Source organism: Micromonospora sp. RP3T (assembly GCF_003027925.1).
Lineage (GTDB): Bacteria > Actinomycetota > Actinomycetes > Mycobacteriales > Micromonosporaceae > Micromonospora.
The window spans coordinates 46,615-73,410 of sequence record NZ_PYPS01000018.1; the positions used below are offsets into that span (position 1 = coordinate 46,615).

The 26,796-nt window shown below is 74.5% G+C and carries 1 protein-coding gene; it reads right to left on the minus strand.

Annotation, left to right across the window (positions count from 1 at the left end):
• Positions 1–26,784 carry a hypothetical protein gene (locus tag C8054_RS16350; RefSeq protein WP_107157652.1) on the minus strand — a complete coding sequence of 8,928 codons (26,784 nt, stop codon included), beginning with the start codon at positions 26,782–26,784 and terminating at the stop codon, positions 1–3.
• Between the last annotated feature and the right edge of the window lie 12 nt (positions 26,785–26,796).

The window sequence follows — 26,796 nt, forward strand, 5'->3', positions numbered from 1 at the left end:
CTACCAGGGCGGCGGTGGCTGCTGCCCGCTCGGTGCGGTCGAGTCGTCGGCCGGGCCGAGGTCCTCCGTCCGGTAGCGGTCGAGCAGGCGGCGGAGGACGGCGGTGAGGTCCCGGATCCCGGTGACGCTGTCGTCCGTGCCGACGGTCGTGTACATCGCCAGGGTCCGCGATCTGGTTTCGGCCCGCCGGTTGCCGGCGATGTGCTCGCGCAGGCTGGCCAGCACCGTCTCGTACTCGGCCCGGGCCGCTCGCGTGAGGGAGCGGCTCAGCGTGGGCCGGGGTCGCGCCGCCGGCGGCGGTGCGGCCGGGCCGGCAGCCGGCGTCTCGGCGGGGGCGGCCGTGGTGCCGGCCGACGTGGCCGGAGTCTCGGTCGGGGTGGCCGTGGGGGGAGGGGCGTCCAGGAACGGCGGCCCGCCGTCGTTGAGCCGGCGGGCGATCTGGAAGACCCGTTCGCGGTCGACCTCTCCGGTGACTCCCGCGGCGTCCTGCTCCAGCCGCATGTGGTCGCGCAGGGCGGTCAGGTCAGCCTCGCGGATCCGCCGGGCCAGCACGGTGACCGGGCCGGCGCGGTCGTCGTCGAGGATGCGGAGCTGGTCCGTCGCGTACTCCATGACCTGGACGAGCCACCGCCCGTTCCCGCCGAGGACGAAGTGGGAGAGGGCGATCGGTCCCCGCCGGGCGACCGCCGTGGCGAAGACCGCCGTCCGGAGCCCGGCGTGCGCGAAGCGTACGACGGTCTGCCCGGTCAGGGGGCCGAGCGAGTCGACGTACGCGGCCGGGTCCATCGGCACGTCCGACCGTGCGCTGCGGATCATCCCGTCGTCGCCGATCCGGCCCGGCTCCGTGATCACGTCGACGAACGGGACGTTGGCCGCGGAGAAGTCGCCGACGGTGGCGTAGGGCGTCGGGGCGGTGGCCGGATCCGGTGGCCGTGTCGTCGGGGCCGTCGGGCGCCCGCCGAGGGGAACGCGGAGCCGCCCGGCGGACGCCACCCCCGGACGTCCGCCCTCGTCGCCGGACGGATCCCCCGAGGCGTCGCCGTCGGTGTCGGCGACCGGGGCCGGCGGGGTCGGCGTGGCCGGCACCAGAGCGGCGTAGTGCTCGATGAGCAGCGGTGTCCCGTCCGGCCCGCGGCGTCCGGCGTGCGCGTCGGGTGTCTCGTGGGTCCGGCGCAGCCGGATCGGCGGCTCCGCGCTCGGCTCGGGCGGCGAGAGGGTGACGGTGTGCCGATCCTGTTCGATGACGATCGTGCGGCGGAGCAGGTGGGTCATCAGCGGCATGACGAGGTCGCCGTCGTCGGTGCGCCAGTCGGCGTAGACCGCGTCCGACAGCGCCTCCCGCAGGTCGGGCGCCTCCGTCGGATGTCCCTCCAGGAACGACACCAGGGTCGCGTCGTCCATCTGGTCGATGAAGGCGACCAGCCGGAGCCGCAGGCCCTGCGCGATGTCGCCGAGTTCCGCGCGGCCGAAGCCACGCGGGTGGGCGGTCCGGTCGTGCCGACCGGTGACCAGGCCCCGCAGCCGCCGTCGCTGCTCCCGGGTCCAACCACCCAGACCGAGGACCGCCTCCGGAGCGGCGACGATCAGCGCGTAGTCGGCGCAGTTGCCGTCGCCCAGCACCGGTACCTCGACATGCGCCGCGGCCGGCGTGCCGGGGGTGGCCGCGGTGGGCCGGGGCGGCGCGGCCGGCATGGGTGGCGGTGACGTGTTCGAGGCGGCGTCGGGCGGGGTCTCCGTGGCTGCGGAGTCCTTCGCGGGCCGCTGCGGGGTGTCGCCGGACCCGGACGGCCGCGGCCGGCGATCCGGCGGCGTGACCGCCGTCGTCCCGTGCGCCGTCGTCCCGTGCGCCGTCGTCCCGTCCGCCGTGGCCTCGTCCCCGAACCGGTCGCGGAAGAGGTCGCCGAAGCGGACCGGCGGCCGGTCGTCCCGATCGGTGCGCGGTGCCGGCCTCGCCCGCCTGGGCCGCGCGACCGGAGGGACGTGCGGCATGCGCGCCGTGGCCTCGCCCGGGCCCGGATGCGCGGTCCGCAGCAGAACGATCACCTGGCTGCCGAAGGGGACCCGACGGACGGCGTCGGCGCTGACCCGCACCGCCGTGCGGTCGTCCCCGCCGTCCTGCTCGACGAAGGCCAGGTAGCCGTCGTCGCCGTCGGGCCGCCGGCGACGACCGGCGCGGTGGGCGGTGGTCGGCACCGCCACGGTGACCTCGCCGCCGGTGACGGCGTCCGCGTCCGGTTCGACGCCGACGAACCGGGTGCGGAGATAGCGCTGTTCCTGGCTGTTGGGACCGATCCCCTGACCAGCTCGTATCGCCAGCAGCAGCAGGTATGCGTGGTCGGCCGCGTCGGGCAGTTGCTCCGACAACCCCGTGACCCCGGCCCGAATCACGACCGCCCACCGCCGGCTGTCGTTGTCCCAGGTGACCACGACGGTGCCCGCGCCGAGACCGGCCAGCAGCCGCCGGGCCACGTCGGGCCGTTGAATCGGGAGGCCCAGGCGCGGCATGATCGTCACCCGGCCCCGACCGTCGGCGTCCTCCGCCGCCAGGTGGGTCGCGAGATCGACCGGGCCGGGCCGGCCGTGGTGCGCGATCCCGATCCGGTTTCCGGTCGCGGTGAGGCGTCCCCAGTCGACGGCGACGTTCTGGAGCACCGCGACCCCGCGCCAGTCGGCCAGGACCCGCAGTCCCCCGTGGACCGTCTCCTCCGCGGCGGCCGTCCAGGGGTCGACCGGCTCCGTCGACTGTCGGGTCCGCTCCCGGTGGATGCGCTGCGCCACCTCCCACGGCTCGGGCGTGCGCTGGAGGCCGACCGTCGGATCGTCGTGCGGCAACACGTACGGAGCGGTGGTGTGAGCCGCCGCCGTCGCGCCGGCCACCGCAGCGAACAACCGCAACCACTCGTGCACCTCGGCCTGGTACCTGTTCCCACCCCGGGTGGCGGCCTGCCGGGCGGTGCGGATGCCGTCGGCGAGGGACAGCCCGGCCTGGACCGTCGGTCCGGCCGGCAGGTGGGGATCGAGGTACGGCGGAACGTGCAGACTCCAGGTGCCGTCCGCCCGGGTGACCGCCGGAATCCCCGCGCGGGCGAACTCGGCGGCGACCGCGGTGCGCGCCTCCGGGTCCTGGCCGGGCACGACGGCCACCCACGGGACGCCCGGCTCGCCGACCGTCGGCACCGCCGGCAGCGGCCGGCTCAGCGTCTGCATCACGAGGTACGCCGGTGACGTTCCCGCGTCGACGGCACCCGGGTCGACGACGTGGACCCGATGGTCGAGCCGCGCCGGCAACGCGCGCGTCCAGGCCGTCAGCGGCGGCCGGGGACGGGTCAACCGGGCCCGGCCGGCCTCGCCGCCGTCGACGGCGGCGAGGGGCACCTCGCGGTAGACCTCCGGCGCGACCGCCACGACGGTGCGCGACCGTCTCGACCAGGGCGTGCGCCGTACGGCCTCGCCGCGCTGGACCTGGGCGGCCTCGGCGCCGGTCAGGGCGAGATTGGCCCAGCCCTCGGGGGCGGGGAGGTGTTCGGCCATCAGCGCCACGAGCGGCCGGTGGGTGTCCCCGTCACCGAGCAGGATGACGGTGTGCACGACGCGCGACAGGTCGTCGTGGACGACGTCGACGGGTCGGCCGGCCGCCCCCGGCACCGTGGCCCGCCACGGGTTGCCGTCACCGGCGTCGCGGTTGATCACGATGAGGCCGAGTCGGCGCAGCCTGGTCAGGAAGGGCGCGTCGCCGGCGACGGGTGCGGCGAGTACCAGGATGCGCGGCGAATCCGTCCACTCCACCTCGTCGACGAAGTCCTCGGCGGTGAGCGTCGGCCCGGTCGGGATCCGGATGGTGGCGCCGTCGACCACGCCGGCCTCGACGACGACGCTCCCCCGGTCGAGGAGCGCCTCCAGCACCTGGTTCGGGGGTGACGACGGCGTCACGCGCGTCAGGTCGGTCACCACGGTCCCCGACCGGCGGTAGCGGGTCATCGCCGCTATTCCCCGCATCTGCTCGACGATCAGCACCTCGGGAGCGCCGTCGGCGGCCGGCAGCCGGGCGCCCTCGACGTGGCCGTGGGCGCGGACGAGGACCAGGGGTGCCGCGCCGCGAACGGTCGCGGCGCGGACGCGGGCCCGGCGTACGAGCGGCGAGACCGCCTCGCGGGACGGATCGTCGGGATGGACGGCGCCCGGCGGGTCGGGTGGCAGCGCGGCGACCAGGCCGGCCGCCCGCGCCCGGGCCCAGGCTGACGGGTCCGACAGCGGTAGCCGCTCCGCGAGTTCCGTGCGCAGCAGCGCGACATCGACCACGCCGTCCACCGCCGCTCGCAGGTCGACGACGCGTACCGATTCCGCGGGACCGACCACGACGGACCGGACGGCCGTGGCCGGCACCCGGAGAAAGACGTCGTCGGGGGACACGGTTCGGTCGTCCAGCACCAGGAACGGGCGGGTCTGCGACACCGTGAGCAGGTTGCGGACCCAGTAGTGCCACTCTTGCGGGCCCCCGGCGAGATCGCGGCCGACCACGATCCCGACCTCCGGCGAACCGTGCCCGGCGCGGTCGGGCGGCGCCGGTGGCGTGACGGCGAACAGCCGGCGCAACCCGGCGACCTCGTCGTCGGTCGGGCTGCCGCCCCGGGCCCGCCGGGCCAGTTCGGCAAGCACCGTGGTCCGGGCGACGCCGGCGAGGCTGTCGACGACGTGCCAGCCCGGGCCGGCGGGCGTGTGCACGCGCCAGCCGTTGAGGATGATGCCGTGCACCGAGAGGGCAGCGGGAAGCACCACCGGGACCTGCTCGCTCAGGGCCCGCACGAACGGCCCGCCGTCGGCGGCGCGCGGGAAGGCGTCGGCGAGTACGACGAGAAGCGGACGCCCGTCCGCCGGGTCGGGCAACCGGTCGAGGTAACCGGCGACGGTCAGCGGCTCCCCGTCGATCCGCAGCGCGTCGCCGGCGGCGGTGAGTTCGCCACGCTCGACCACGACGTGCCGCGCCGCCGCCCAGCCCAGCACGTCGACGAATCCGAGCAGTTGGTCCTGGAGGAACGTCGACGGATACCGGCCGGGCAGTCCGGCCGCCACCGCTTCCGCCACGACCTCCGGCCGGTCGCCGTGCTGCTCGTCCAGCAGCAGGTGCCGCACGTTCCGGTTGCCCTCCCATGCGGCCAGGCGGTGGAGCAGGCGCAGGTCGGCCAGGTTGCCCGTCGACTCCAGGTGGTCTGCCCAGCGTCCCTCCGCCAGCGCCGTCCAGTTGCCGTGGCTCTCGCTGATATGGCGGTGGAGTTCCCGCGCCGCGACGACGGGATGGTCGGTCAGTTGGGCCCGGGACCGACCGACCCGGAGGGCGTGGTTGACCCAGAGTCCGGTGGGCAGGCCCCGGTGGTGAACGACGATGACCTCGATGGACGGATCGACGCCGTCCGCGAGCAGGCCGACCCAGCGAGCCTCCGCCTCGATCTGGTAGACCGGCCTGGTCGGATTGGGCATCGGCCACACGCCCATCAGGGCCCGTTGCCGCCAGGGGTCCACCTCTCCGGTCCGGCCACCGATCGGAAGTGGCCACATCGACGTCGATGGCGGTGGCTCGAAGTCCTGGTAGGCGGGAGTGGCGTCCGCGCTGGCGGGCCGTGGACGGAGCAGGCCGAGCCCGTCGCGTACCCGGGTCAGCAGTCGCGCGGTGCGCAGTTCGGCGATCCGATCGGGGGGGAGGGGTTCGAACACCGAGCGGTGGGTGTTGCCGGTGGTGTGGTCGACGACCGTCAGCGTCCGTACGAACGGCCGCCGGGCGAGCCGCCGCAGCTCGTTCTCCCGCACCAGGGTGAGGTAGAACCGCACGACCGCCTCCAGCGAGGCGTCCACCAGCACCAGGGTCAGCCGGTCCTCGGCCGCGGGCAGGGTGGCGGGCGCCCCGGGCGCCGGCGCCAGCCTCGGGTCCTGCCGGCCGGGTGGCGGGTTGTTCGGGACGGGCCGGTACGCGAAGAAGGACGGCAGGTTCGCGAGCGTGTGGACGTCGCGCAGGAAGTCGGCGGCGGTCAGCAGGCTCAGTCGCTCCTGCCGGCCGGTGGGATGCGCGAAGGGGAAACCGCCGGCGACCAGGACGGCCAGCGGGGGACCCGCTGCCGAGCGCTCCTCGACGAGGTGGGCGAGCACCGTCAGGCCGGTGGTCGACCCGGTGTGGTGCGCCACCGCGATCTCGGTCATCTGCCGGAGTCGGTCGCCGACGGCGCGGCCGGCGTTGCCCGGCGCCTCCACGTCGCCCGGGTCGAGCACCACGGCGCCGGCGCCGGCGTGACGCCACGCCCGCATCAGTCCGGCACCGAGTCGAGGGGCTCGGGTCGCGACCAGGCTCCGGCCGCCGCGCACCACGATGTCGTGCCGGACGGCCCGGACCGACACCGCCAGCGGCTCGGCGTCCGACCCCGCCGGGCGTACCTCGCGGTGGGTCCGGGTGCGGACCAGGCGGCGGTGCTGATCGCCGACCGCCTCGTCGAGGATGCGTCGCAGCGCGTTGGTCCGCCGCACCGTGGCGCCGGTGGCCGCCGCGTCGTCGTCCGGGTGGCCGACGCCCTCGATCGAGACTCGGACGATCTCCGTCGCGCTCGCCCGAGCCCCGGCTCTGATCGCGTCGACCGCCTCCGCGAGCGCGTCCGTCGAGTCCGGATCCACCGTGCGGCCGTCCGGATGCAGGTAGAGGGTCCACGGGCCGGCGGGCCGGTCCGGCGCACCGTCGACGGTGACCTCCACCTCGTCGGACCGGGTGTCGATCCGTTCGAACGTCGCGTCGGGGATGGCGGCGGCGAGTTGGTCGATCGTCGTCCAGACGCCGGCCGGCACCGGCACGTCGCCGTGGGCGACCGCGAACCGCGGGGTGGCGTCGCTGCCGCGCACCGCGGCACGCAGGGCGGTGGGGGTGCCGGCCGGGCGGAGCCAGAGCCGCCGGCCCGGCATCGTCTCCAGTTCCCAACCGTCGGAGAGCCGGTAGGTGTCCGGCGCCGTCGGTTCGGCGCTGACGATCGGGTGTACGTCGGCCGGCATGCCGTCGTAGTCGACCGCTCGGATCTCCGCCGCCGCGGCCAGCACGGCGAAGGTCCGCCGACCGAGGTGGTCCGTCGGCACCAGGGTCAGCTCGGCGGGCAGGCCGGTCCCGGCCGCCAGCTCGTCGACCGGCAGGACGACCGGCACGTCCACCCGGGACGCGAGGTCGACGGCCAGCTGACGCAGGCCCGGTCCGGCCGCGGGGGCATCGGCGAGGCGCAGGTCCACGGCCAGTCCCAGCCGTTCCGGCGGGGACAGCTCGGACACGGCCGCGATGACGTCCTCGGGCGCGAACCGGCCCACCACGACGAGTCGGGCGCGGACGCCCTCCGGCAGCCGGCGGGCGACGTCCATCCGGGGGTCGGCGGCCGAGCCCAGCACGAATCCCGCCGGAATCCGTGCCAGTGGGACGTCGACCCTGCTCAGGGTGGGGCCGACGTAGGCCCACCAGCGTGGCCGTCCGGGTGCGACCACCTCGACCGTGCCCGCCAGGTCCTGAAGGTGGATCTGACTGAGCACCCGTCGCCTGATCCGGTCCGGGACCGGCGGCGCGTGCGGCGCGTCCGAGCCCAGGACGATGGTGCGCGCCCGTACCGGCGGCGGGGCGTCGTCGGCCGCGGTGGTCGGGCAGACCCACGCGCCCTCGCCGACGTCCCGGATGCCCCACCCGCCCTCCAGGTCGAGGAAGTCGTCGGCCGGCTCGGCGGCCGGGTCCGGGTCCGGGTAGACGGTGTAGGTGCGGGCCAGGACGCGGGCGGTGCGGTCGTTCCGGGTGTTGACCGGGATGACGGCGTCGCGGCGGGTGGTGGCGCCGGTGAGCCGGTCGATCGGCACGGTCACCGAACGAACCCACCGCCGGGCCGCCCACTCGATCATCCCGTCCGCGCTGAGCGGCTCCCCGTCGTACACGGCGCCGCGGGCGGTTGCCACGGCGTACCGCTCCAGGTGGCCCCACGGGCCCTGGTTGGTCGCGGGCGTGCGGACCAGATGGATCGGCGGCTCCTCTTGACCCGGGGGCCAGTACATGGCGGGCGGCCCCGCCTGGCCCCAGACCAGGATCGGCCGGTCGATCAGGCGTCCGAGGAGGGTCAGCAGGACGGGCTGGAGTTCCGGGTGCGGCTCGTCGGCCCGGACCTGATCGATCAGCCAGGCCCGCAACCGGGCGGGGTCGGCAGCGTCGGCGTCGGGCAGCCCGCCCGACAACCGGCGCCAGTACTGGTCGACGATGCTGTCGGGCAGGTCGCGGACGAAGGACGCGGTTCGTCCGCGCACGGTGGCCGCCAGGATGCCCAGCGCGTCCGTGCCGTACTCGAGCCCGTCCCCCTCGTCCGGGTCGTCGTCGAGCTGATCGAGGATCTCCCCCTCCTCGTCGGTCCAGCCCACGAACCCCTGGAGGTCCTCGCGGGCGGCCACGACCGCCGCGACGAACGCCGCGTGCTCACCGACGCCGTACGCGACGAACGCCTCGCGGGGTGGCTGCCAGGACCGACCTGTTCCGTCGTTCCGCGGGTCGTGGAGGTCGAGGATCCCGGCGGCGACCAGGAAGGAGTAGTTGCGGGCGCCGGTGGGCGGCGCGTCGTCCGCGCGGTTGGCCGTCCAGAGGGCCTGATCGATCAGTTCCGGCGTCACCCGCACCCGACCGCCGAGCGCCCACACGCGCCGTTGGATCTCCTCGACCGCCCCCGCGAGGTCCCGTCGCTCCTCCGCCCGGGTGGCGTCGATCAGCGCCGGTAGGTCGTCGTTCCGCACCTGGACCAGGTCGCCGGTGTTGATCGGCTGGTAGACGGCGAGCCATCCGTCGCCCTCGTCCTGGCGAACGACCAGGATGACGCCGGGGCGGGCCAGATAGTGGACGTCGTCGTAGGTCGCGTTCGTGAAGATCAGGGCCGGCGGCCCGGCCACGTCGGCCCGGTGACCCTCGGCGGCCACCCGGTTGAGGCGCTGCGGCAGATCCACGGCCGGGTGGAACTCGTCGATGTCGACGGCGGCCCGTCCGTCCGCGAGGATCCGTACGTCGAGGGCCGGCTCCAGCAGGCGGTCCTCCGCCCGGATCGGACCGACCCGGAAACCGCCGGCCCGGTCGACGGCGGCGTGCACGACGCGCCACAGGTCGGCGGTGCTCAGCGCGCTCTCACCGGCCGTCAGGCGTCGGACGGTCACCGCGCGGGCCATCGTGGCCAGTTGGTCGAGGTACCGCGAGCGGAGGTGTTCGACGAGCTGCGGGAGATCGTCGGTGACCGGGTTCTGGAGCGAGCCGTCGGCCCAGAGGGGCAGGTAGCCCCAGTACTGGCGCCGCTGATCGGCGTCGACGGTCTCGAGGATCGCCGGCACGCCCCGGTCGGCGAGGTCCTCGACGAACTGCGGCCCGACGTCGGCGGCCCGCTCGCGCAGCACCACGACGGGGATGTCCGCCGAGGTCAGTTCCCCGGCGGCGGGCGGAGTGGGATCCCAGAACGTCTGGAGGTACTGCTCGACGGTGTAGCGGGTGTCGGGATGCTCCTGAGGCGGGCGCAGCGGATCCGTGTGCTCCAGCGACCGGCTGCCACCGGGCGGCGTCCCGAGCGTGGCGGGCGGCTCGTCGGCCGCCGGCGTGCCGGGTCCCTCGGGTTCCGGGTCGTCGTGCGACGGGTCGGTGCCGTCGCCGGAGCCTCCGCGCAGCCGCAGCGGCGCGTCGGCGGCGGTCTGCCCGGTGTACGCGCCCTCGTCCGCGTCCATCGGCATCGGGTCGTCGTCGGCCTCCTCGTCGTCGGACATCGGCATCGTGTCGTCGTCGCTGGCCTCGTCGTCGGACGTCGAGTCTTCGGAGACCGTGTCGTCGGAAAGGTAGTCGTCGGACATCTGGTCGTCCGACGGGTCGTCGGCGGTCAGCGCGGCCAGGTCCGGGACCGGGCCGTCGGGGAACCGGTGCTCGTGCAGGGCCCCGACGACCTCGATCCACTGGTCACGTGCGTTCACCAGCATCTCCGCGTGGCGGTCCAGGACGCGCTGACGAGCCAGGTTCAGCGTGCGCGCATACCGCAGCGCCACCGCCAGCGCCGGCTCCAGGAGCGGTCGTACGTCGTCGCCGGCCATCGCCGCCGCAACCAGCTCCAGCAGCAGCACCCCGTCGGCGTCGGCCAGCCGGGCCTGCGGGTGTCGCGCGTCGGAGGTCAGCCAGTCCGCCGCCAGCGCGGGCGTGTCGATCAGCGCGGTGCGGAGGCGGCCGACCGAGGCCGGCACGGCCAGGCCCGCCTGGCTGCGGCGCACCGCGGCGAGCACCCGCGCCCGCAGCGCCGAGGGACGGTTCCAGTCCGCCGGCTCGCGCTCGTACCCGGCGCGGATGAGGTGATCGAAGGACGTGAGGTGCCGGTGAAGCTGCGACTCGTCCATGGTGAAGTCACCCAGGTGGCGCACCTCGACGACGGCCAGCGGGGTCGAAAGCGCCCCGCCGTTGTCGTCCATGGCGAAGGAGCCGCTGATGCTGACCGCGTCCTTCTGACTGATCGGCACGTTGTCGGCCCCCGCCGGGCTCAGCGCGTTCCGCAGGTAGTCACGAACGCTGCCGGCGGCGGGGTTGCGCAGGCTCGTGTCCAGCAGGGCGTCGGCGTGGAGGGAGTGCGCGACCCGATCGGTGAAGCCCGCCAGCAGGATCTCGGTGATCCGGTCGCGCTGCTCGTGCAGGAAGCTCTGCGCGCGTGGGGGTAGCTGGGCGCGCAGCCCCGACACCGAGGTACGCAGGCCGGCCGCGAGATAGTTCTTGCTGATCAGGCGCGAGCGCGGTGGCACGACCCGCTGGTGCAGCATCGCGGCGACCTGCGTGTAGAGCAGCGCGAGGTAGCCGCGTAGCTCCTCGGTGCCGGGCACGTCGGTGAGGAACGGCAGTGCGAAGGCGGGCGTCGGCGACCCGAGCACCTGGGTGAGATAGGACGTGGTCACCACCTGGGCGAAGTCCAGCCCGTCGAGCAGGTGCCGACGGGAGTTCTCGTTGTAGGTGCCGGCGGCGATGAACTCCAGCGGGGCGACCAGAGCGTGCATCGGGGCGCCGACGGTGAACTGCACGTAGCGGGTGTGCGGCTCGTCCGTCCTGGGCCGGATCGAGACGCCCTGCACGTCGTGTGCGAAGCCGCGCTCCGGCGGGAACAGGTCGGACAGCAGGGTGGGCCCGGTCACCGAGGCCAGCGCGGCGTTCACGGCGTCGAGCGCGTTGAGCACCTCGCTCCGGCGGGCCCGGTTCTCCTCGCCCGGGAGGACACCCGTCGGCGCCGTGACGACCTCCAGGATGAAACTCCGGCGGTTCGTGTCGTAGGTGACCGTCAACAGGTCGGCCAGGCGGAACAGCGTGGTCTTGGGCGCCGGCAGCACCGGGAAGGTGAGCGCGAGGCCGGCGAACTCCACCTCGAGGCCGGTGGCGCCGCCGAGCAGGCCCTCCGGCTCGCCGGGGCGGCGTGGTCGGCGTACCCCGGGGGCGACCGGCACCCCGTCCCGCGGTCCGTCGATCGGCGCGACCAGCTGCCGGCTGCCGGGCAGTGCGGTGCCCAGGTCGGCCAGTCGGCGATGGGCGAGCTGGTAGGTGAGCAGCAGGTTGCCGAACTCGGTACGGGCGGCGGGCAGCGTCCGCTCGGTCACCCCGTCGATGCGGGCGTGCAGCGCGGCCAAGCCGTCGACGAATCTCTGCCACGAGGCCCACGCGTCCTCGCCGGCCGTACCCCGGTCGGCCACGGCGACCCGCACCCGCCTGTCGAGTGCGGGGACGCGGTGCGCGGCCGTCTCCACCTCGCTCCGCAGCCGCGCGAGCCCGACCGGTGAACCCTCCCCGGTCCGGGGCAGCGGCAGGTCCCACGCCACCGCGGCGGGGAGGACGGTCACGTCCCGGCCGCCGGCCACCGGTCGTCTCCGGGTGGGCAGGAAGTGCTGGTTGACCAGGACGATGACGTGGGTCGGCGTGGTGCCGCCGCCGCCACTGAGCACCGCCTCGTCGGTGCCCTCCGACAGCCCCTGCAGATCGACACGGAGGTCGCCGCCCCGCGCGGTGGAGAGGTCGGTCGCCCAGCGGAGGACCTGGGTCACCACCAACCAGTAGTGGTCTCGCTGGTCGTTGTCGTACTCGCCGGGTGTCGCCATCGACGTGGCCAGGTCCTCGATGGTCAGCAGCGCCTGCCCGGTCCGGGCGATGTCGTGGGCCGCCGGGTGGATGGCGGCCTCCGCCAGGCGCAACGTGTCACGGATGTGCTGCTGTTCCAGCGACCGCCGCAACACGGCGGCGAGGAGCGCCCGCAGGGCGAGCGGGTCGTCGACGCGTACCGCACCCGGGAGCCCCGCGGCCCGGGCCACCAGCCGGGCGGCTTCGGTGACGCGGTCCGTCCCGACGGTGCGGAGCGTCGCGGCGAACACGCAGTTCCCGTCGTCGGGCACCCAACCCACCTGAAAGCCGTTCGCCCTGAGCCACCGCTGCTGGTGGGCGCGGGGGGCGTAGAACTCGCCGGGGCGGTTCCGGCTGCCCTCGTGCCACCAGACCGGCGCCGCGGCCAGCTCGGTGTCCTCGCGTTCGTAGTGCTCCAGCCGGGCGGCCATGAGGTTGTCGAGCATCCGCTCGTCGGTGCCGGTCGTGAGGAGGTCCTCGAGGTGGCGCAGTCGCGCGCCGTCCGGGTCGTTGGCCGCGAGGTAGTGCCGTAGCCGGACCTCGGCGTCGCTCCGCACGCGCGGGCCACCGGGGTCGTCGCCGCTCGCGGGTGGCGGGTCCACCGGCGGCCGCTGCCGCAGGCGCAGCACCGACTGTCGTTCCGCGTCGGTGCGCTGATACGTTGCGAGCAGCTCGGTGAGCGTCTGGACGAGCTGGGCCGTGTCCGCGAGGCGGCTGCCGGTCCCGGCCGCGGTGAGCCCGTCCACCTCATCGGTCCGTTCCTGCCGTACCCGGGCATCGGACTGGCCGCCGATGTGCTCCCGGAGCCGGCTGGTGATCTCGACGAGCCGGTCGTCCAGCGCGATCCGTCGGGTCCGGTGCTGGCTCAGGGCCGGCGGGGCCGGCTCGGCCGTCGCCGGGGTGCTGGCCGCCGGCACGTGGTCCGGGACGGTCCGGTCCTCGGGGGCGACCTCGGTCAGGGTTCGACTGATCGGGGCGGAGTGCCGTCGCGTGATCGTGGTCCTCCCCAGGGTGCCCCCGCCGGGCTCGTCGGACGCGGCCCGGTCGGAGGAGAGGAACGTGGCGGAGCGCCGTCGAGGCAGCTTGACCACCGGGGTGGGGGTCGCCGCCGGTCCGGTCGGGCGGAACTCGTTCCCGCCCATCCCGGCCAGCACGAGTGGCCGGCCGGTGGCCGGCCCGCTGCTGGTCACGGTCCCGTCGGCGGCGATCGTCTCCACCTCGACGCCCAGCACCGCCGGGACGGTCGCCAGGGGTGGCGGCGGCGCGTCGTCCGGAAGTCCCTGCCGCCGGGCGATCAGCGTCCGCAGCTCGGCGGCGGTGGTCGCCGCCGCGACCTGCCGGACCTCCGCCGTCGGGTCGGGCTGCCGCCGCGCGGTCGTGGCCAGGGCCCGGAACCAGGAGTCCGGCCCGGACTCCGGTGCCAGCGGGACGAGTCCGCGGGCGCTGAGGGCGCCGTCCTGCTCGGCCGACAGCGGCGGGGACGCGGGCGGGCGGGCCGCCCGTTCCCGCTCGCGGAGGAACCGCTCCGCCTCGGCCGGGAACTGGCCCTCGGGCCGTCGGGCCAGCTCGACCAACTCGTCGCGGGTGACGCCGAGCCGCACGGCGCTGTCGATCAGGTGCGGCGGGAGCGCGTCCACGGCGAGTTCCGCGGGCGCCACCTGCCGGCTGCCGATCGTCGGCTCGAGTTCGACGTACCAGCCGTCCGGCGCGACGCCGAACCGGTCGGTCACGCCGCCGGCCGCGTCCCGCCGCCGCAGCTCCACCGGGACGCGCAGCGCCCGGGCCAGCGCCCGGGCGGCGCGCAGCGGGTCGTTCAGGAGCCGGATGTGCAACGGCGGCTCCGGCCGGGCGCCGGCCGGGGCGGCCGCGTGCACCGCGTCGACCATCCGGGTGACCAGGTCCCGGCCGGCCGGATCCGCCTCGTGCACGGCGGCGATCTGCGCGGGCGTGAGGTGTCCGGCGGCCCACCCGTCCACGGACTCGCGGAGCTGCCGGGCCTGGCCGGCGGTGTCGACCTCCACCACGAGGACGTCGTCCGCGTCGACCCGGACCCGGCCGCTGAGGTCCCGCGCGAGGCCCAGCAGGGCCAGGTCCGGGCCGTCCGGCGCCGGCGTGGCGCCGTTCGGGTCGAGCCGGGCGAACGCGTCGACCAGGTCGAGGCTCGGCGACCGCGGCCCGCCGACCGGTGGGCGGGTGCGGTCCCGCCCGGCCGGGTCCAACCCGCTGCCGAACTCGGCACGGCGTCGTTCGGCCACCATCGCGTCGTAGTCGGCCCTGAACATGACCACGTACACGTCGCCGCTGAACTCGTCGCTGGTCCGGTTCCGCCCCCACGACGTCGGGCGCCACCAGTGCACGACCCGCTTCTGCCCCGCCAGCACGTACCGGCCGTGCATCCGCACCAGGACGGCCGGCCCCTGCTGCTTGACGTGTTCCTCCCGCCGGTGCGCGTCGGCGAACGTGCTGGTGTGCGACTTCGGCGCCTGCCGGCTGAGGTCGGTGTCGCCCTCGGTGCGGTGCGCGCCGTACGCCTCGGTGGGGTTCGAGCCGTCGGTGACACTCAGCTTGGCCGGGCCGCCCGCGCTGAGGCCGGCCGCCAGATAGGGCGTGTCGTGGGTGGTGGAGGCGCCGAACCCCTGCTGGTACTTCGCGTACGCGCCGGTGCCGGTGCCGTCGAGTTCGGAGATGATCTCCAGGTTCTCCAGCCGGCCGCGCAGGGTGAGGTCCGCCCGCCGGCTCGAGTGACCGGGCACGAAGGCGCCGGCGGCGACCTGCACCCCGTCCGGGTTCATGGCCGCCGGGATGAGGTTGGCGGCCAGCACGTCACGGGTCACCAAGGCCCGTACGGAGGCGCTGGTGTGGTAGCCGGGCCGGTTCACCCAGCGCGACGGCCACCACCGGTTCCACTTGGCCGGCCGCTCGAACAGCGCCCCGAGCAGCCGGCGGCTGGCCGCCTCCGCGCCGTGGAACTGCACGGCGTCGACGAAGGCGTCCCCGGGCAGCGTGGTCGGGTTGACGTCGGCCCGCAGGCCGGTCGGCGGCGCCGTCGGGGTGGCCTCAGCGACGCTCTTCGGAACCTTCAGGACCACCGAGCCGCTGACGGTCCGCGGCGGGAGGGTCCGCTCGGTCCGGCGGAGCCGGGCCAGCATCCTGGCCGCCCGGTTGCGGGCGGCCGCCGGGGGCAGGGGCGGCCGTGGCCCGCTGCGGAACCGGGAGACGACCTTGCTGGTCAGCCAGTTCGTGACGCGTCGACCGCCGAGCTTGAGTCGCCGGACCTCGACGGTGAACTCGACGCCGGCCGCCGCCCGGTAGTAGTTGCCCCAGTCGTAGATCGTCGACTCGTAGGTGAGCTGCTCGGTGGTCGCCCGGGACCGGCTCACCCCGTCGGCCCACCGGACCCCGGGTCCGGTGGTGACCCGCTGCTGGGAGGACTGGCGCTGTTGCTCGAGCGTCGGTGGGGTCGTCGGCCGGTGCTCGAACGTGGGCTTCAACCCGATCGAGGTCCCGCGGGTGAACTGCCGGTCCGTCGCGTCGCGGCGCTCGACGTACCGGTGGCGGTAGGTCTCCAGGCCGCTGCCCCGGACGTAGTCGCCGAACTCCGGCTGGCTGGTCAGCCGGGCGCTGACCCGGACCTCGACCATGTCCTGGGCGAACCAGGCGTGCGGGTTGGCGAAGTAGAGCGAGACGCCGTCGGGGGACAGCGCCTGTTCCAGCAGCGGTTGCTCCCGCCCGCCGTCGAACAGGGCCTGGACCGCGTCGAGGCCGCCCTGCAACCGTCCCACGTACGGCGGGACCTGCTCGCTGCGACGCCACCACCGGCGGCGCGGCGGGTTGTCCTGCGGCGGGATCATCCGGTCGTGGGTCTTGCCGAGCAGGCCGGGTTCGAGCTGCTCCACGGCGTCGGCCACCACGTCGGACAGGTGCGCCCCGTCCGCCAGGGTGAGCGAGTGGATGCCGCTGTGGCCCAACGACGCGCCCGATCCCGGCCGCAGGTAGGGCGGAAGGCCGAGACGCCGGCTGGCGGCATGGCCCGGGAGGACCGTGAGGTCGAAGAGGGTCTCGAACTCCCCGATCACGTCGGGCGGCATCGTCAGATCGGTCCAGGCGTGGCTGCGGGCCAGCTCGCGGGCGGTGTCGGTCCGCAGGTCGTGATGGTCGTCGGTCCCGTCGCCGGCGGCTGCGGTCCGTTCCCACCGGATGAGCACGCGGGCCATGAGCTGGTGCGAGATCTGGAGGTCACCGCCGACCCACCGGGTGACGATGTCCAGGAGCTGTTCGTCGTCGAGTGGCACGTCGCCCCGGGCGTAGTGCTCCAGGGCATCCGGCTCGGACAGCAGGTAGATCATCGGCTCGACGTCGGAGATCGGGCGGGAGACCGGGGGATAGTTGCTGTTGGGCAGCAGCTTCGCGCGTTTGGTCTTGCCGATCCGCAGGTCGTAGCTGACCGGTGCCCGGAAGGCGTAGGCGCGCTGGAAGTTGAGTTCCAGCGACTCGCGGCCGCCGGTCTGCTTGGTCGACCGGGAGCGGCTCCGGCCCCACCGCATCGAGTGGCTCAGCGACGCGCTGACCCCGGTCACGTTCGACCGGCCGGGATCCCCGCCGGCGCCCAGGTCGAGCGGCGTCACCGCGACGCCGCGCCGGCGGCTGCTCGACTGACCGGCCTGCGTCAGGGAGAGCTTGATCAGGCCGAGCACGTAGGGGTCGTTCGTCGCGCCCACGAACTGGGAGGCGCCGAGATCGGCCTTGAGCGACACGGCCCGGTGCTTGTCGCGCCAGAACTTCGACGTGAAGAACGTGTCGGTGGTGTAGCGACCCCGGGCCACCTCGGGAAAGTGGGAGAGGACCTGAGCGTGGTTGAGGAAGGTCGAGATCTCCTCGTCGGCCGTCCCGCCGGGCTTGGCCATCCGCTGCATCCGGCCACGGGCGGTGGTCAGGAGCCCGGTCACGTCCAGGTAGGAGACGGCGGCGTTGTCGAGCACCGCCACCGGGGTGTCCGTGCGCCCGGGTACGGTCGCGGCCCGCTCCGGGCTGTGCGACGGCTTCGTGTTGAAGGCGGGGACGACGCGGACCGTCGCGGTGCTCGGAATCGGGAGCAGGGGGGTCGGCATGCGGCGGGTGTCGTCGGACCGGCCGACGACGCGCTTCAGGAGTTGCTTCCACGACCACTGGCGGTCGTGCTCGATGACGACCCCGTACTGGGTCGTCACCTCGAACTCGGTCAGCTCGCCCTGGTACTCCATCAGCCGGGGCATGTTGCTGACGTGGTTGACCGACTCGTCGCCGCCGATGCCCCGGTCCCACTCCAGACCGATCCCGGCTCCCTGTAGTTGCCGGCCGGTCTTCGTGGGCAGGAACCGCAGCTTCGCGCCGGCCGCGAAGCCCTGCCCGCCACCGGCCGACGAGCCGCCGGAGTCGAGTCCCATCTCCAGGTTGACGATGTGCCGTTCGCTTGTTCGGCGAGGATCGGAGGTGGGGTCGACCGGGATGGTCCGGCCGCGCTCGTCCTGGGTCTCGCGCGGGCGGGCCTCGATCGTCACGCGCGCCGAACGGACGCCGAACGTGGTGAACCAACCGGTGTGCCGCTTACGGACGGTGATGGAGAACCCGCCCTGGTGGACGCCGTCGAAGTTGGACTCCAGGGCGGCGGTGGAGATGAGCTTGCGCAGCAGCACTCCGTTGTTGACCTGGCTGTCCCGTTTGCGGCTGAACCAGGAGCGGCGCTCGAAGGGCGCGTCCGGGTCGCGCACCACGTAGCCGAACCGGGCGAGTTCCTGTTCGACCCGGTCGACCAACCTGTCGACGAGCTGCGGGTCGACCTCGACGATGCCCTTGCCGATGCCCCGGCCCCGGCGGGTGTGCTCCGGAACGGTGGGTGGCGGCGTGCCGCCGACCGTCGTCTTCACCGTCGCCGGCGTCGTTCCCGCTGGGGCCGGCGGTTCGATGCCGTACGCGACGGCGTCGGCGGTGGGGACCCGGACCATCGCCCGACCGTGGATCTCGAGCGGTTGGTAGTTCGCGCCCGGATGGTCGTGCCGGGTGCGGGGCCGCAGCCCCCGTGCCGCGCTGCCGGCCCGGACCAGCACGTTGCGGCGGCGGCGCACCTGCACCGTCGCCTGGTGGGTGAACTCCATCTGGTACGCCGAGGTGAAGCTGGCGTAGCGCGAGACGAGGACCCAGAGGCCGAGCCGTCCGGCGGAGTTGCTGTTCCGGTTGGTCCAGCTCCACCGCGCGTACGGCACCTTGACCGCGAACCTGACCTTCGGCACCCGCGCGATGAGGAACTCCAGGCTGGGCTCGATGCTGGCCTCGTTGGTGACCGTCGATCCGGCGGTCGTGCCGGAGATGGCGGTCCGGACCTCCTCGACGTGCGCCTTGTCGCTGGGCGCGCTCACCGGGCGGCCCCGGCCGACGCGCCGGGTGCGGATGCGCACGTTGGCGACGACGCGGCCGTTCTCCACGAGCGTGAACGGGTAACCGCGATACCGGTTCACCGCCTTGTCGAGGTGAGTGTCCAGGTTGGAGACCCGGTGCCAGACGTCGGATCGCAGCGGATGCCCGAGCGGGATCGGTCCGCGTTCCCGTTCCAGTTGCCGGACGATGTCGTCCGCGAGCAGGTGCAGGCTCGTGAGCCCGGAGGCGTAGAAGACCTTCGGCAGGCGCCGGTCGGCGCCGCGGGGCGCCTGGGCGTTCGGTCGGATCGAGGTGGCCAGTCGGGCGGCCTGACCGGGCTCGGGCCGGTCCAGATACTTCTCCGGCAGGGAGAGGGTCATCCGTTCCCCGGCGTCGAGGGTGGTCGTGGCGAGGTTGGTCCAGCTCTGGGCCGGCTGGTCGCGTACCTGGAGGTGGTACCGCGCGGCGGCGGAGATCAGCGCGGCGTCCTCGCGGGTGTCCTCCACCCGGCCGACCTCGGCGTCCCGCACCGTGCCGGTGGACCGGTTGACGAGATTGCGGACGAAGCGCACCGCGGCGCCGAGCCGCACCGAGAGCAGCGCGTGCGGCACGCCGAAGGAGAATCCGGGGGAGCCGCCGAAGCGGAACCAGCTGATCGGGCCGGAGTGGCTCTCGCTGTGCGCGCCGACCTGGAACGTGCCGTGGATCGTCTCGTTCGCGCGTACCTGCATGGCCCGCCCGGCCGGGCGGGCCGGGGGGGCCGTCGCCTTCCCGGTCGGCTGCCCCGCGCCGTCCCCGGTCCGCTCGGCGGTGGTCGCCGCGGGCGCGGACTCCCGGCGGGGGTCGGTCAGCTCGAGTCGTACCCGCACCTCGATGTTGCCGATGAAGACGAGCATCCCGTCGCCGACCAGGTGCCGGTAGTTGTTGCGCAGCACGCCGCGGATCCAGTCCCGGGAGGCGGCGTCGTCCGGGACGCGGTGCTGCCGGGCGAACTGGACGAGCTGGCCGGTGAGCCGGTCGAGGTCGGGCAGCGCGTGGGCCGGGATCCCGGCGGCGTAGGCGATCTGGTCGAGCCGGCCGCTGCCGACCGGAGCGGCGGCGGGCGTCGGTGGGAGCTTCGGATTGACCGCCCGCCGGTGGTCGTCCCAGGAGTCGGCGATGGCGACGTGCACGGTCGCCACACCGGTGTGGGTGACTACCCGGCCCGGCTCCGGCCGCCGGCCGGGCGCCAGCCGCCGGAGCCTGCGGCGGAGCGCACCGCCGCGATCCTGGCCGGAGGTCGCGACTGCCGGCCGGTGCCGGAAGAGGACGATGGGTGGGTCGCCACCGGTGTCGTCGGCGAGCTGCTTGCGGACCTGGTGTTCCAGCGCCCCGGCCAGCCACTGCGCCCGGCGACGCCCCACCTCGGTCGGTGACCGCCCGAGCAGGCGCCGGGGTCCGTCGCCGTAGCCTTCGACCGTGACGATGACCGGCGCCCCCTCGGGCGGCCGGTGGGCGGCCGCGCGTACCACCCGACCGGCGATGCTTCTGGCCAGCTCGCCCAGGTCGCCGTCACCGTCCGCGAGTGCGTCGTGGCGGCCGGGGACGAACCGCGGCGTGATGGGCGGATCGTTGACCGCGGCCGTGGTGGCCGGCTCCGGCTGGTGCGGGACCGGCGGTGCCGTGGTGGGCGCCGACGCCGTGGTGGGCGCCGGGGGCGGCGCGACGAAGGCATGGAAGGCGGCGTGGCCGGTGCCGGCCTGGGCGTGCCGATAGAGGCGGATCGGCGCGCCGGCCGCCCCGGCCGGGGCGAACGACCGGGCGCGGGTGCCGTCGTCGACGACGACCGGTCGGCCGAGCAGGACGCCGATGAGCATCGGCCCCACGTCGGAATGGTCGTGCGGCGTGTCGGGCCGCAGCAGGTTCGCCAGCGCGTCGCGCAGGGCGGGGTCACCCCCCGTCGGTACGACCGCCGTCACCGCTCGGATCTCCGCGAGCTGGGCGGCGGTGAGCTGGGCGATCCGCGGGGCCAGGAGGTCGTGCAGTTCCGCCACGGCGTCGGCGACTCCGGTGGTGCTGATCGCGCGCTGCGACTGCGCCCGCTCAGCTCGGAGCCGGGTCAGCTCGGCCCGCGCCAGCACGCTCTCGAATGCCTGCTCGTCGACGTTGTCGAGTTCGGTGTAGAGGACGGCGGCCAGCAGGTGGTTGCCGTCGCCCAGCAGCAGGGCGCGATCCTCGGAGCGTAGCCGCCCCGGCGCGGCGGTTGTGGTCGGCGAGCCACCCCGCGCTTCGGCGGGGGTGCGGAAGGGCCGGCGGTGCGGGGCAGGCGGTGGCGTCGGCTTCCCGGGGGACGCCGGCACGTCCACCGATGCCCGGGGCGCCGCCGGTGCGTCCGAAGGAGTGCCGCCTCCGTCGGTGGCCCCGGGCCCGGGGGATCCCGTGCGATCCGCTCCGCCGCTGCTCGACCCGGCGGTCGGCTCCTCCACCCGGGGAGGCTCCGACGGAGCAGCAGCGGCGCTGTCGCCGGCGCGGTTCTCCGTGCCGGCGGGTGGGGTGCGCCCGCCGGTGGGGTCCGACCCGGTTCCCAACTCGTCGTCCGGACGATCGCGATCGGCCTCCGGAGGCTTCGGCGACGGCAGACGTGTGGGCGGGGCGGTGGGTGCCGGTGTGGTGGTGGGTGAGGGCGCGGTGGTGGGTGCCGGTGACATGCCGGGCGACGCCGCCGCGGCTGGTGCCGGGGGCTCGCCGGTGAAGGTCACCCGCCGTTTCTTCGCCGTACCCGGTCGGGGTTGCTCGGGGCTCTCCGGTCGGTTCGGCGGCATCGTCTCGGCGGGCTGCCGGCCGGCCGCGCCGCGCGACAGGCTGCGGGGGCGGCTCGCCGGCGAGTCGCCACGCGGTCGCCGCCGACCGGCACGGGCGGTCAGATGGTAGGACTGGTCCGGAAGCCCGAGTTCCGTCGCCGACGGCAGATCGGCCCGCGTCAGACCGTGATCGAGGGCGACGTCCAGGAACGACTGGTCGCGCTCTTCCAGGTCGCGGAGATACTGCCGCCACTCGTCGGGCCGCGCCTGGACGAGTGCCGCGAGGCCCTTCTCCCGGCTCGCCGGCAGATCGGCGAGCGGTTCCGGGAGATCCCGGTCCAGGCCGTCTTCCCGGTTGAGTCGCAGCATGTTCAGGTAGGCGCTCACCCGGTCCGGCATGGGCGCCGTCTTCAGCCGGACGACCTGGTGAAAATCCCGTGCCCGCTTGGTAGTCCGCCACGATGCCGCCGTGGGAAAGTCCACCTCGACCAGCCGGCCGCGGTAGCGCAGCGTCGTGGTCAGCCCGAACCACCGGCCGCCGGGCCACCAGAAGGGCACGATGTCGTCGTCGCCGCGGCGTTCGAAACCCGCGTCCTCGAGGCGATCGAGCATCTTGCGGACCGTCGAGTCGTACCCGTTGGCGGGCACCTGGATCGAGAACCTGACGGAGTCCTTGTTGGTGGCGAGGAATGTCGGCAGGTCGGTCTGGTCCCGCAGATTCCGGTCGTGAAACTTTCGGGCCAGGGCGGACATGGTCTTGGCGCGGTGGCGGATTCCGACCAGGGTGACGTCGGTGCCGGTCCTCCGGAAGGCGGAGGTCACCTCCCGCATCACCGACAGTGCCTGGTCAGCTTGCTCCTGGGCTACCTGGGCCGCGTCGAAGAGCGCCTCCTTCTCGGCTTGACCGAGGCTCCGGATCAGCTCCCGCTCGAACCGACGGGCGTCGAACGGCTGCGGGGCTCGCGGCCGCCGACCCCCGAGTGACTGTCCCTCCGGTGGTGTGGTGCCCGCCGGTAGGTGTGGCGTCCGGGCCCAGTGCGGGGAGTCCGGGGGCAGGTGGAGCTGCTCCCGGTCGATCAGCGTGGTCAGGGTGAGTCCGTGCTCGGCGACGACGTCGGCGAAGGTCTGGCCCGCCCGCACCAGACCGTCGAGGTACTCCTGCCAGGGGCCGGTGCCCGGACCGACGAGCGCGGGCAGGCCGTTGGGCAGGGGGTTGGGAAACAGGTTCGGCGTGTCGTTCAACCCCAACTCGTCGTTGACGCGCAGCATGTGGAGCACGGCGGAGACCCTGGCCCACATGGGGGCCGAGCCCATGCGGTTCACCCGGTGGAACTCGCGGGTGAGCTGCATCGAGCGCCACGACTCCTCGGTGTGGACCTGGAGTTCCCAGAGTCGTCCTTCCCGGTCGCGCATCGGGATCGTCACTCCGAACCGGATGTTTCCCGGCCGCCAGTAGCTGAAGGTTCCCTCGTCGTCGTCGACGGTGTGGTGCCCGAGCCTGCGCAGCGCGCTCAACACCTCGAAGATGAGCATCTGGTGCCGGTCGGTGGGTGCCAGCACCGAGAAGCGGACGGTGTCCTGGTTCTCGTTGAGAAAATCCTCCAGGGATATGTGCGCTTGCCGCTTCAGTTCGGCGTACTGCTGCGCCAGCCGATTCGACGACTTCGTGTCCTCCGTCACCTCGGCCAACCTCAGGCCGTAATCGGGGGAGGCGCTGTTGAGATCGTGCAACGCCCGCTGGACGGCGAGTGAGGTCGTCATGGCACGCGCGAGCGCTCTGGTGCCTGCTCGCGCGATGGTCCTGCGTTCGGGCGCGGTGAGGCTCGACCGCAGTTCGCGTTCGGCGGCCTCCACGTCGAACGCCATCGGGTCCAGTGACCTTGCGGCACCGGGTCGGGGACTGTCGGTGACGGAGGCGCGCCGCGAGCTCGGCGGTTTCCCCAGGTACGGGAGTGGGGCACGCGGATCGGGTGGTGTCGTCGGGCCGACCGCGCGGACGCCCGATCCGGAGGCGGCACCCGGTCCGGAGCGCGGGCCGGGAAGGCGGGACAGGCGGACGGCCTCCTGGATCTCCGCCTCGTCGAAGCCGTCGTCGAGGGGCGGCGGGTCACCGGGGCCGGGGTCCGCCGCCTCCGCGCCACGCGGCACCCGTCCCTTGCCCTTGCCCTTGTCCTGCCTCGGCAGCACTGCCGTCGTCGGGCTCGATCCGGCGGTGATCGGGCTGCCCGAACCCTCCGGCGACGGGCCGGGGGCGTCGCCCTCCCGCTCGGACGCCTGCTCGATGACGAGGTGCAGACTCCGGCGGAAGCGCTGAAGGACGGACTGGAAGGTCTCCGGAGCGGTGCCGTCGGTCGACAGTTCGGGAGCCAGTCCACGGGTCAGTCGCGAACGCGGTGAGTCGGGGGGCGAGTTCGGCCTCGTCGGTGGGAGGTCGGGCGGGGGCCGGCGGGGCGTCTGCGGTCGGGAGAACACGCCGCTCAGCCGGCTCGGAGTGCGGGGTTGGGGCGAATCGGGCAGCGGCCAGGATCGAGTGGTCGGGGAGTCGACGGGCACCGGGTGGGTGACCTCCGGGCTCGGCGCCGGATCGGTGGCGGGGGCCGGGAGCGGCGTGGCGGTCGCGGACCCGACCGCCTCCGGCGGTTCGGCAGGCGCGTCAGCGGGAGCATCGTCCGTCCGGCGCGGAAGCATGCCCGCGGCGAGCGGTCCGGTCGGCGCGTCCAGCAGCCCGTGGGCACGGACCTCGAACCGTTCGACCCCGATGTCCACCGCCCGGCCGTCCGGCCCGAGCACCAGGATCTCGGAGTCCGGTGAGCGGAGCTGCGTGGACCAGAACTCGCTTGCCGGCCCGTTCACCCGGGCGTCGTGATCGAACGATTTCGGCTGCTGCGGGTCCACCCACCGGAGCGCCACGTCCGGTCCGCGGCCGTCCGCGACGACCCAGTAGACGTGTGCGCGGTCCCGCTGCGGCCGGGCCACCACCAGCGCCATCGCACCCGGCTGGTTCGCCAGGTACGCCAGCACCCGGCCGCCGTCCTTCGTGGTGGCGGTGTCGCCGCCGAGCGTCCGGAGCAGGTCGGCGGTGTCGGCGACGGAGGGCCCCCGACGGTCGGCGTCGACGAGACCGGTGCCGGCCAGGCCGCTGCGGGGGCCCGGGTTGGACCGCCGGCCGTGCACCTTCTCGAACACGTCCCAGGCCAGCGGCACGCAGTCCAGGCTGGGATCGCCGGTGTCGCCGGGCCGCTGCTCGCGCTGGCGGAGCCAGTCGTCGAGCGCGGAGATCCGGGCCGCCGGGTCCGCCGGCACGGCACGGTCCCACGGGTGTACGCGATTCGGCGTGCCGCCGGTGGCCGCCGGCTCCGCACCGGGGGCCGAGGGCGTACCGACGTCGGCCGGCGCCAGCGGTTGCGGTGCCGGTGCGGGAACCGGCGCCGCGCCCGTCGACGAAGCCCCCGGCGCGGCGGGGCCGCCCGTGTCGGCTGGTGTGGCCGTGCCCGGTGCCGTCCGCTCGGCGCCCGAGCCGGTGCTCGTGCCGGCCGGGTTCTGGCCGGCGGTGCCGGTGGCAGGTGCGGCGGACTGGCTGCTGCTGGTGGTGGTCGGGCCGCTGGTGGTGGTGGTCGGGCCGCTGGTGGTGGACGTGCCGGTCGGGCCGGTGGTGGCCGGGGCGAGCGGCGTGGCCGCGACCGGCGCGCTGCCGCGAACCTGCCCGGCATCCGGCCCGGCGATGTCCGCGACGGACGACGGCTCGCCGGCGTGCGTCGGCGCGGTGCCCACGTCGTCGCCGGTGAACGGGTCCGTGCCGTCCCACCGGTCGCCGCCGTCGAACCCCTCCGCACCCGCGATCGACGAGGTGTCGGAGAAGTCGGACAGCGACGAGACGTCGGAGAAGTCGGTGTCGTCGAACGTGTGGGGAGTCAACCTCGGGTCGTCGAACGGCGAGTCCCCGTAGACCGATTCGTCCGATCCGACGGCGGCCGTGGCCGGCTCGCCGGACGTGACCCGCGCCTGGGCCCGGTCCTCGCCCGTGGCGCCGTCACTGCCGCCCGTGCCTGTACCGGTGCCCGCGTCGGTGCCTGAGCCCGTGCCGGGGCTCGCGCCTGGGCCCGTGCCTGGGCCCGTGCCGGGGCTCGCGCCTGGGCCCGTGCCGGGGCTCGCGCCTGGGCCCGTGCCTGGGCCCGTGCCTGGGCCCGTGCCTGTGCCCGTGCCTGGGCCCGTGCGGTGCGGGGTGGCATCTGCGCCGGTCGTCGTCGCCGGGTCGATCGACGTGGTCGTGGACAGCGCGGCCGGATCCGTCTCCGTGGGGCCGGTCGTGGGATCGACCATCGCCGGGCTCGCGTCGTCCCGCTTGCGGTCGGGGGAGTCGGTGTTCGGGAAGAGCCGGTCGTGCAGGGCCGTGCCGGCCGATCCGGCGCCCGACTCGACCGTTCCGCTGATGGCCCCCGAGGTCGCCGCGGCGGGGCCGACGCTGAACCCTTGGCCGTTGGCGGCGGAGACGGTGCCCCCGGCGATCACCTCGATGCCGATCGACGCGGCGACCTCGGTGACGAACTCCCCGGCGTGCTGGCGTACCCGTTGCGCGCGGGTGGGTGGGACGGTGCCGGCCGGGCCCGGGACGTCGCGGCCGACGGTGACCGGCACGGGTCGCGGTGTGGCGGGTGGCGGCGGAGGGACCGGGCCGGAGGTGGGGGTGGGGCGCGGGGGAGGCGGGGTGGGGACCGGCTTGGGCGTGGGATGCGGGGTCGGGACCGGCGGGGTCGGGACGTCGGTGAGTTGCCGGGGCCGGACGGGAACCCGGTTCAGGAGCGCGCCGATGTTGCCGAACGCGGGGCCGAGGACGGCGACGACGAGGCCGGCGATCGTCCCGTCGCGCACGGCCTGCCAGAACTGCGCCTGGTCGAACGTCCGGCGCGTGCCGAGCCGCATCTGGATCCGCTGGATGATGGCGTCCATCAGCGCCTCGGTCAGCGCCTCCGTGGCGACGGCGCCCAGCGCCGCAAGCATCAGGCGGCTGAACAGCAGCCTGATGACGAACCGGAAGATGGCGATGCGGGCGGCGAGCCAGGCCATCGCCATCCCGGGGTTGATGAAGGCCGCCGCGAAGGCCCAGACGAACTCGATGAACATCTGGACCGTCGACCCGAGGATCATGAACTTCTGGTACTGGGTCCGCATCGCCGCGTTCTCGGTCGTGGCGCTGACGTTGTGCAGGTGGGCGGCCGTGTTGCTGACGTAGCCGGGCGTGCGGACGTAGTTCTGCATGCTGGCCACGAAGGCCCGCTGGGTGTCACCCCCCACGCCCTCCTGGATCCGGCGTACGGCGCCGGCCAGCTTCGGCTCGGCGGCTTCGACGAGATCGGCCGCCGCCTTCAGCTCCCGGGACAATCGGCGCATCTTCTCCGCGCTGGCGCCGGGGAACTTCTGATCGGTCAGCCAGTAGAGGAAGTTGGCGAGCCGGTCCGGGATCTCAATCTCCACGACCGGCGCCTC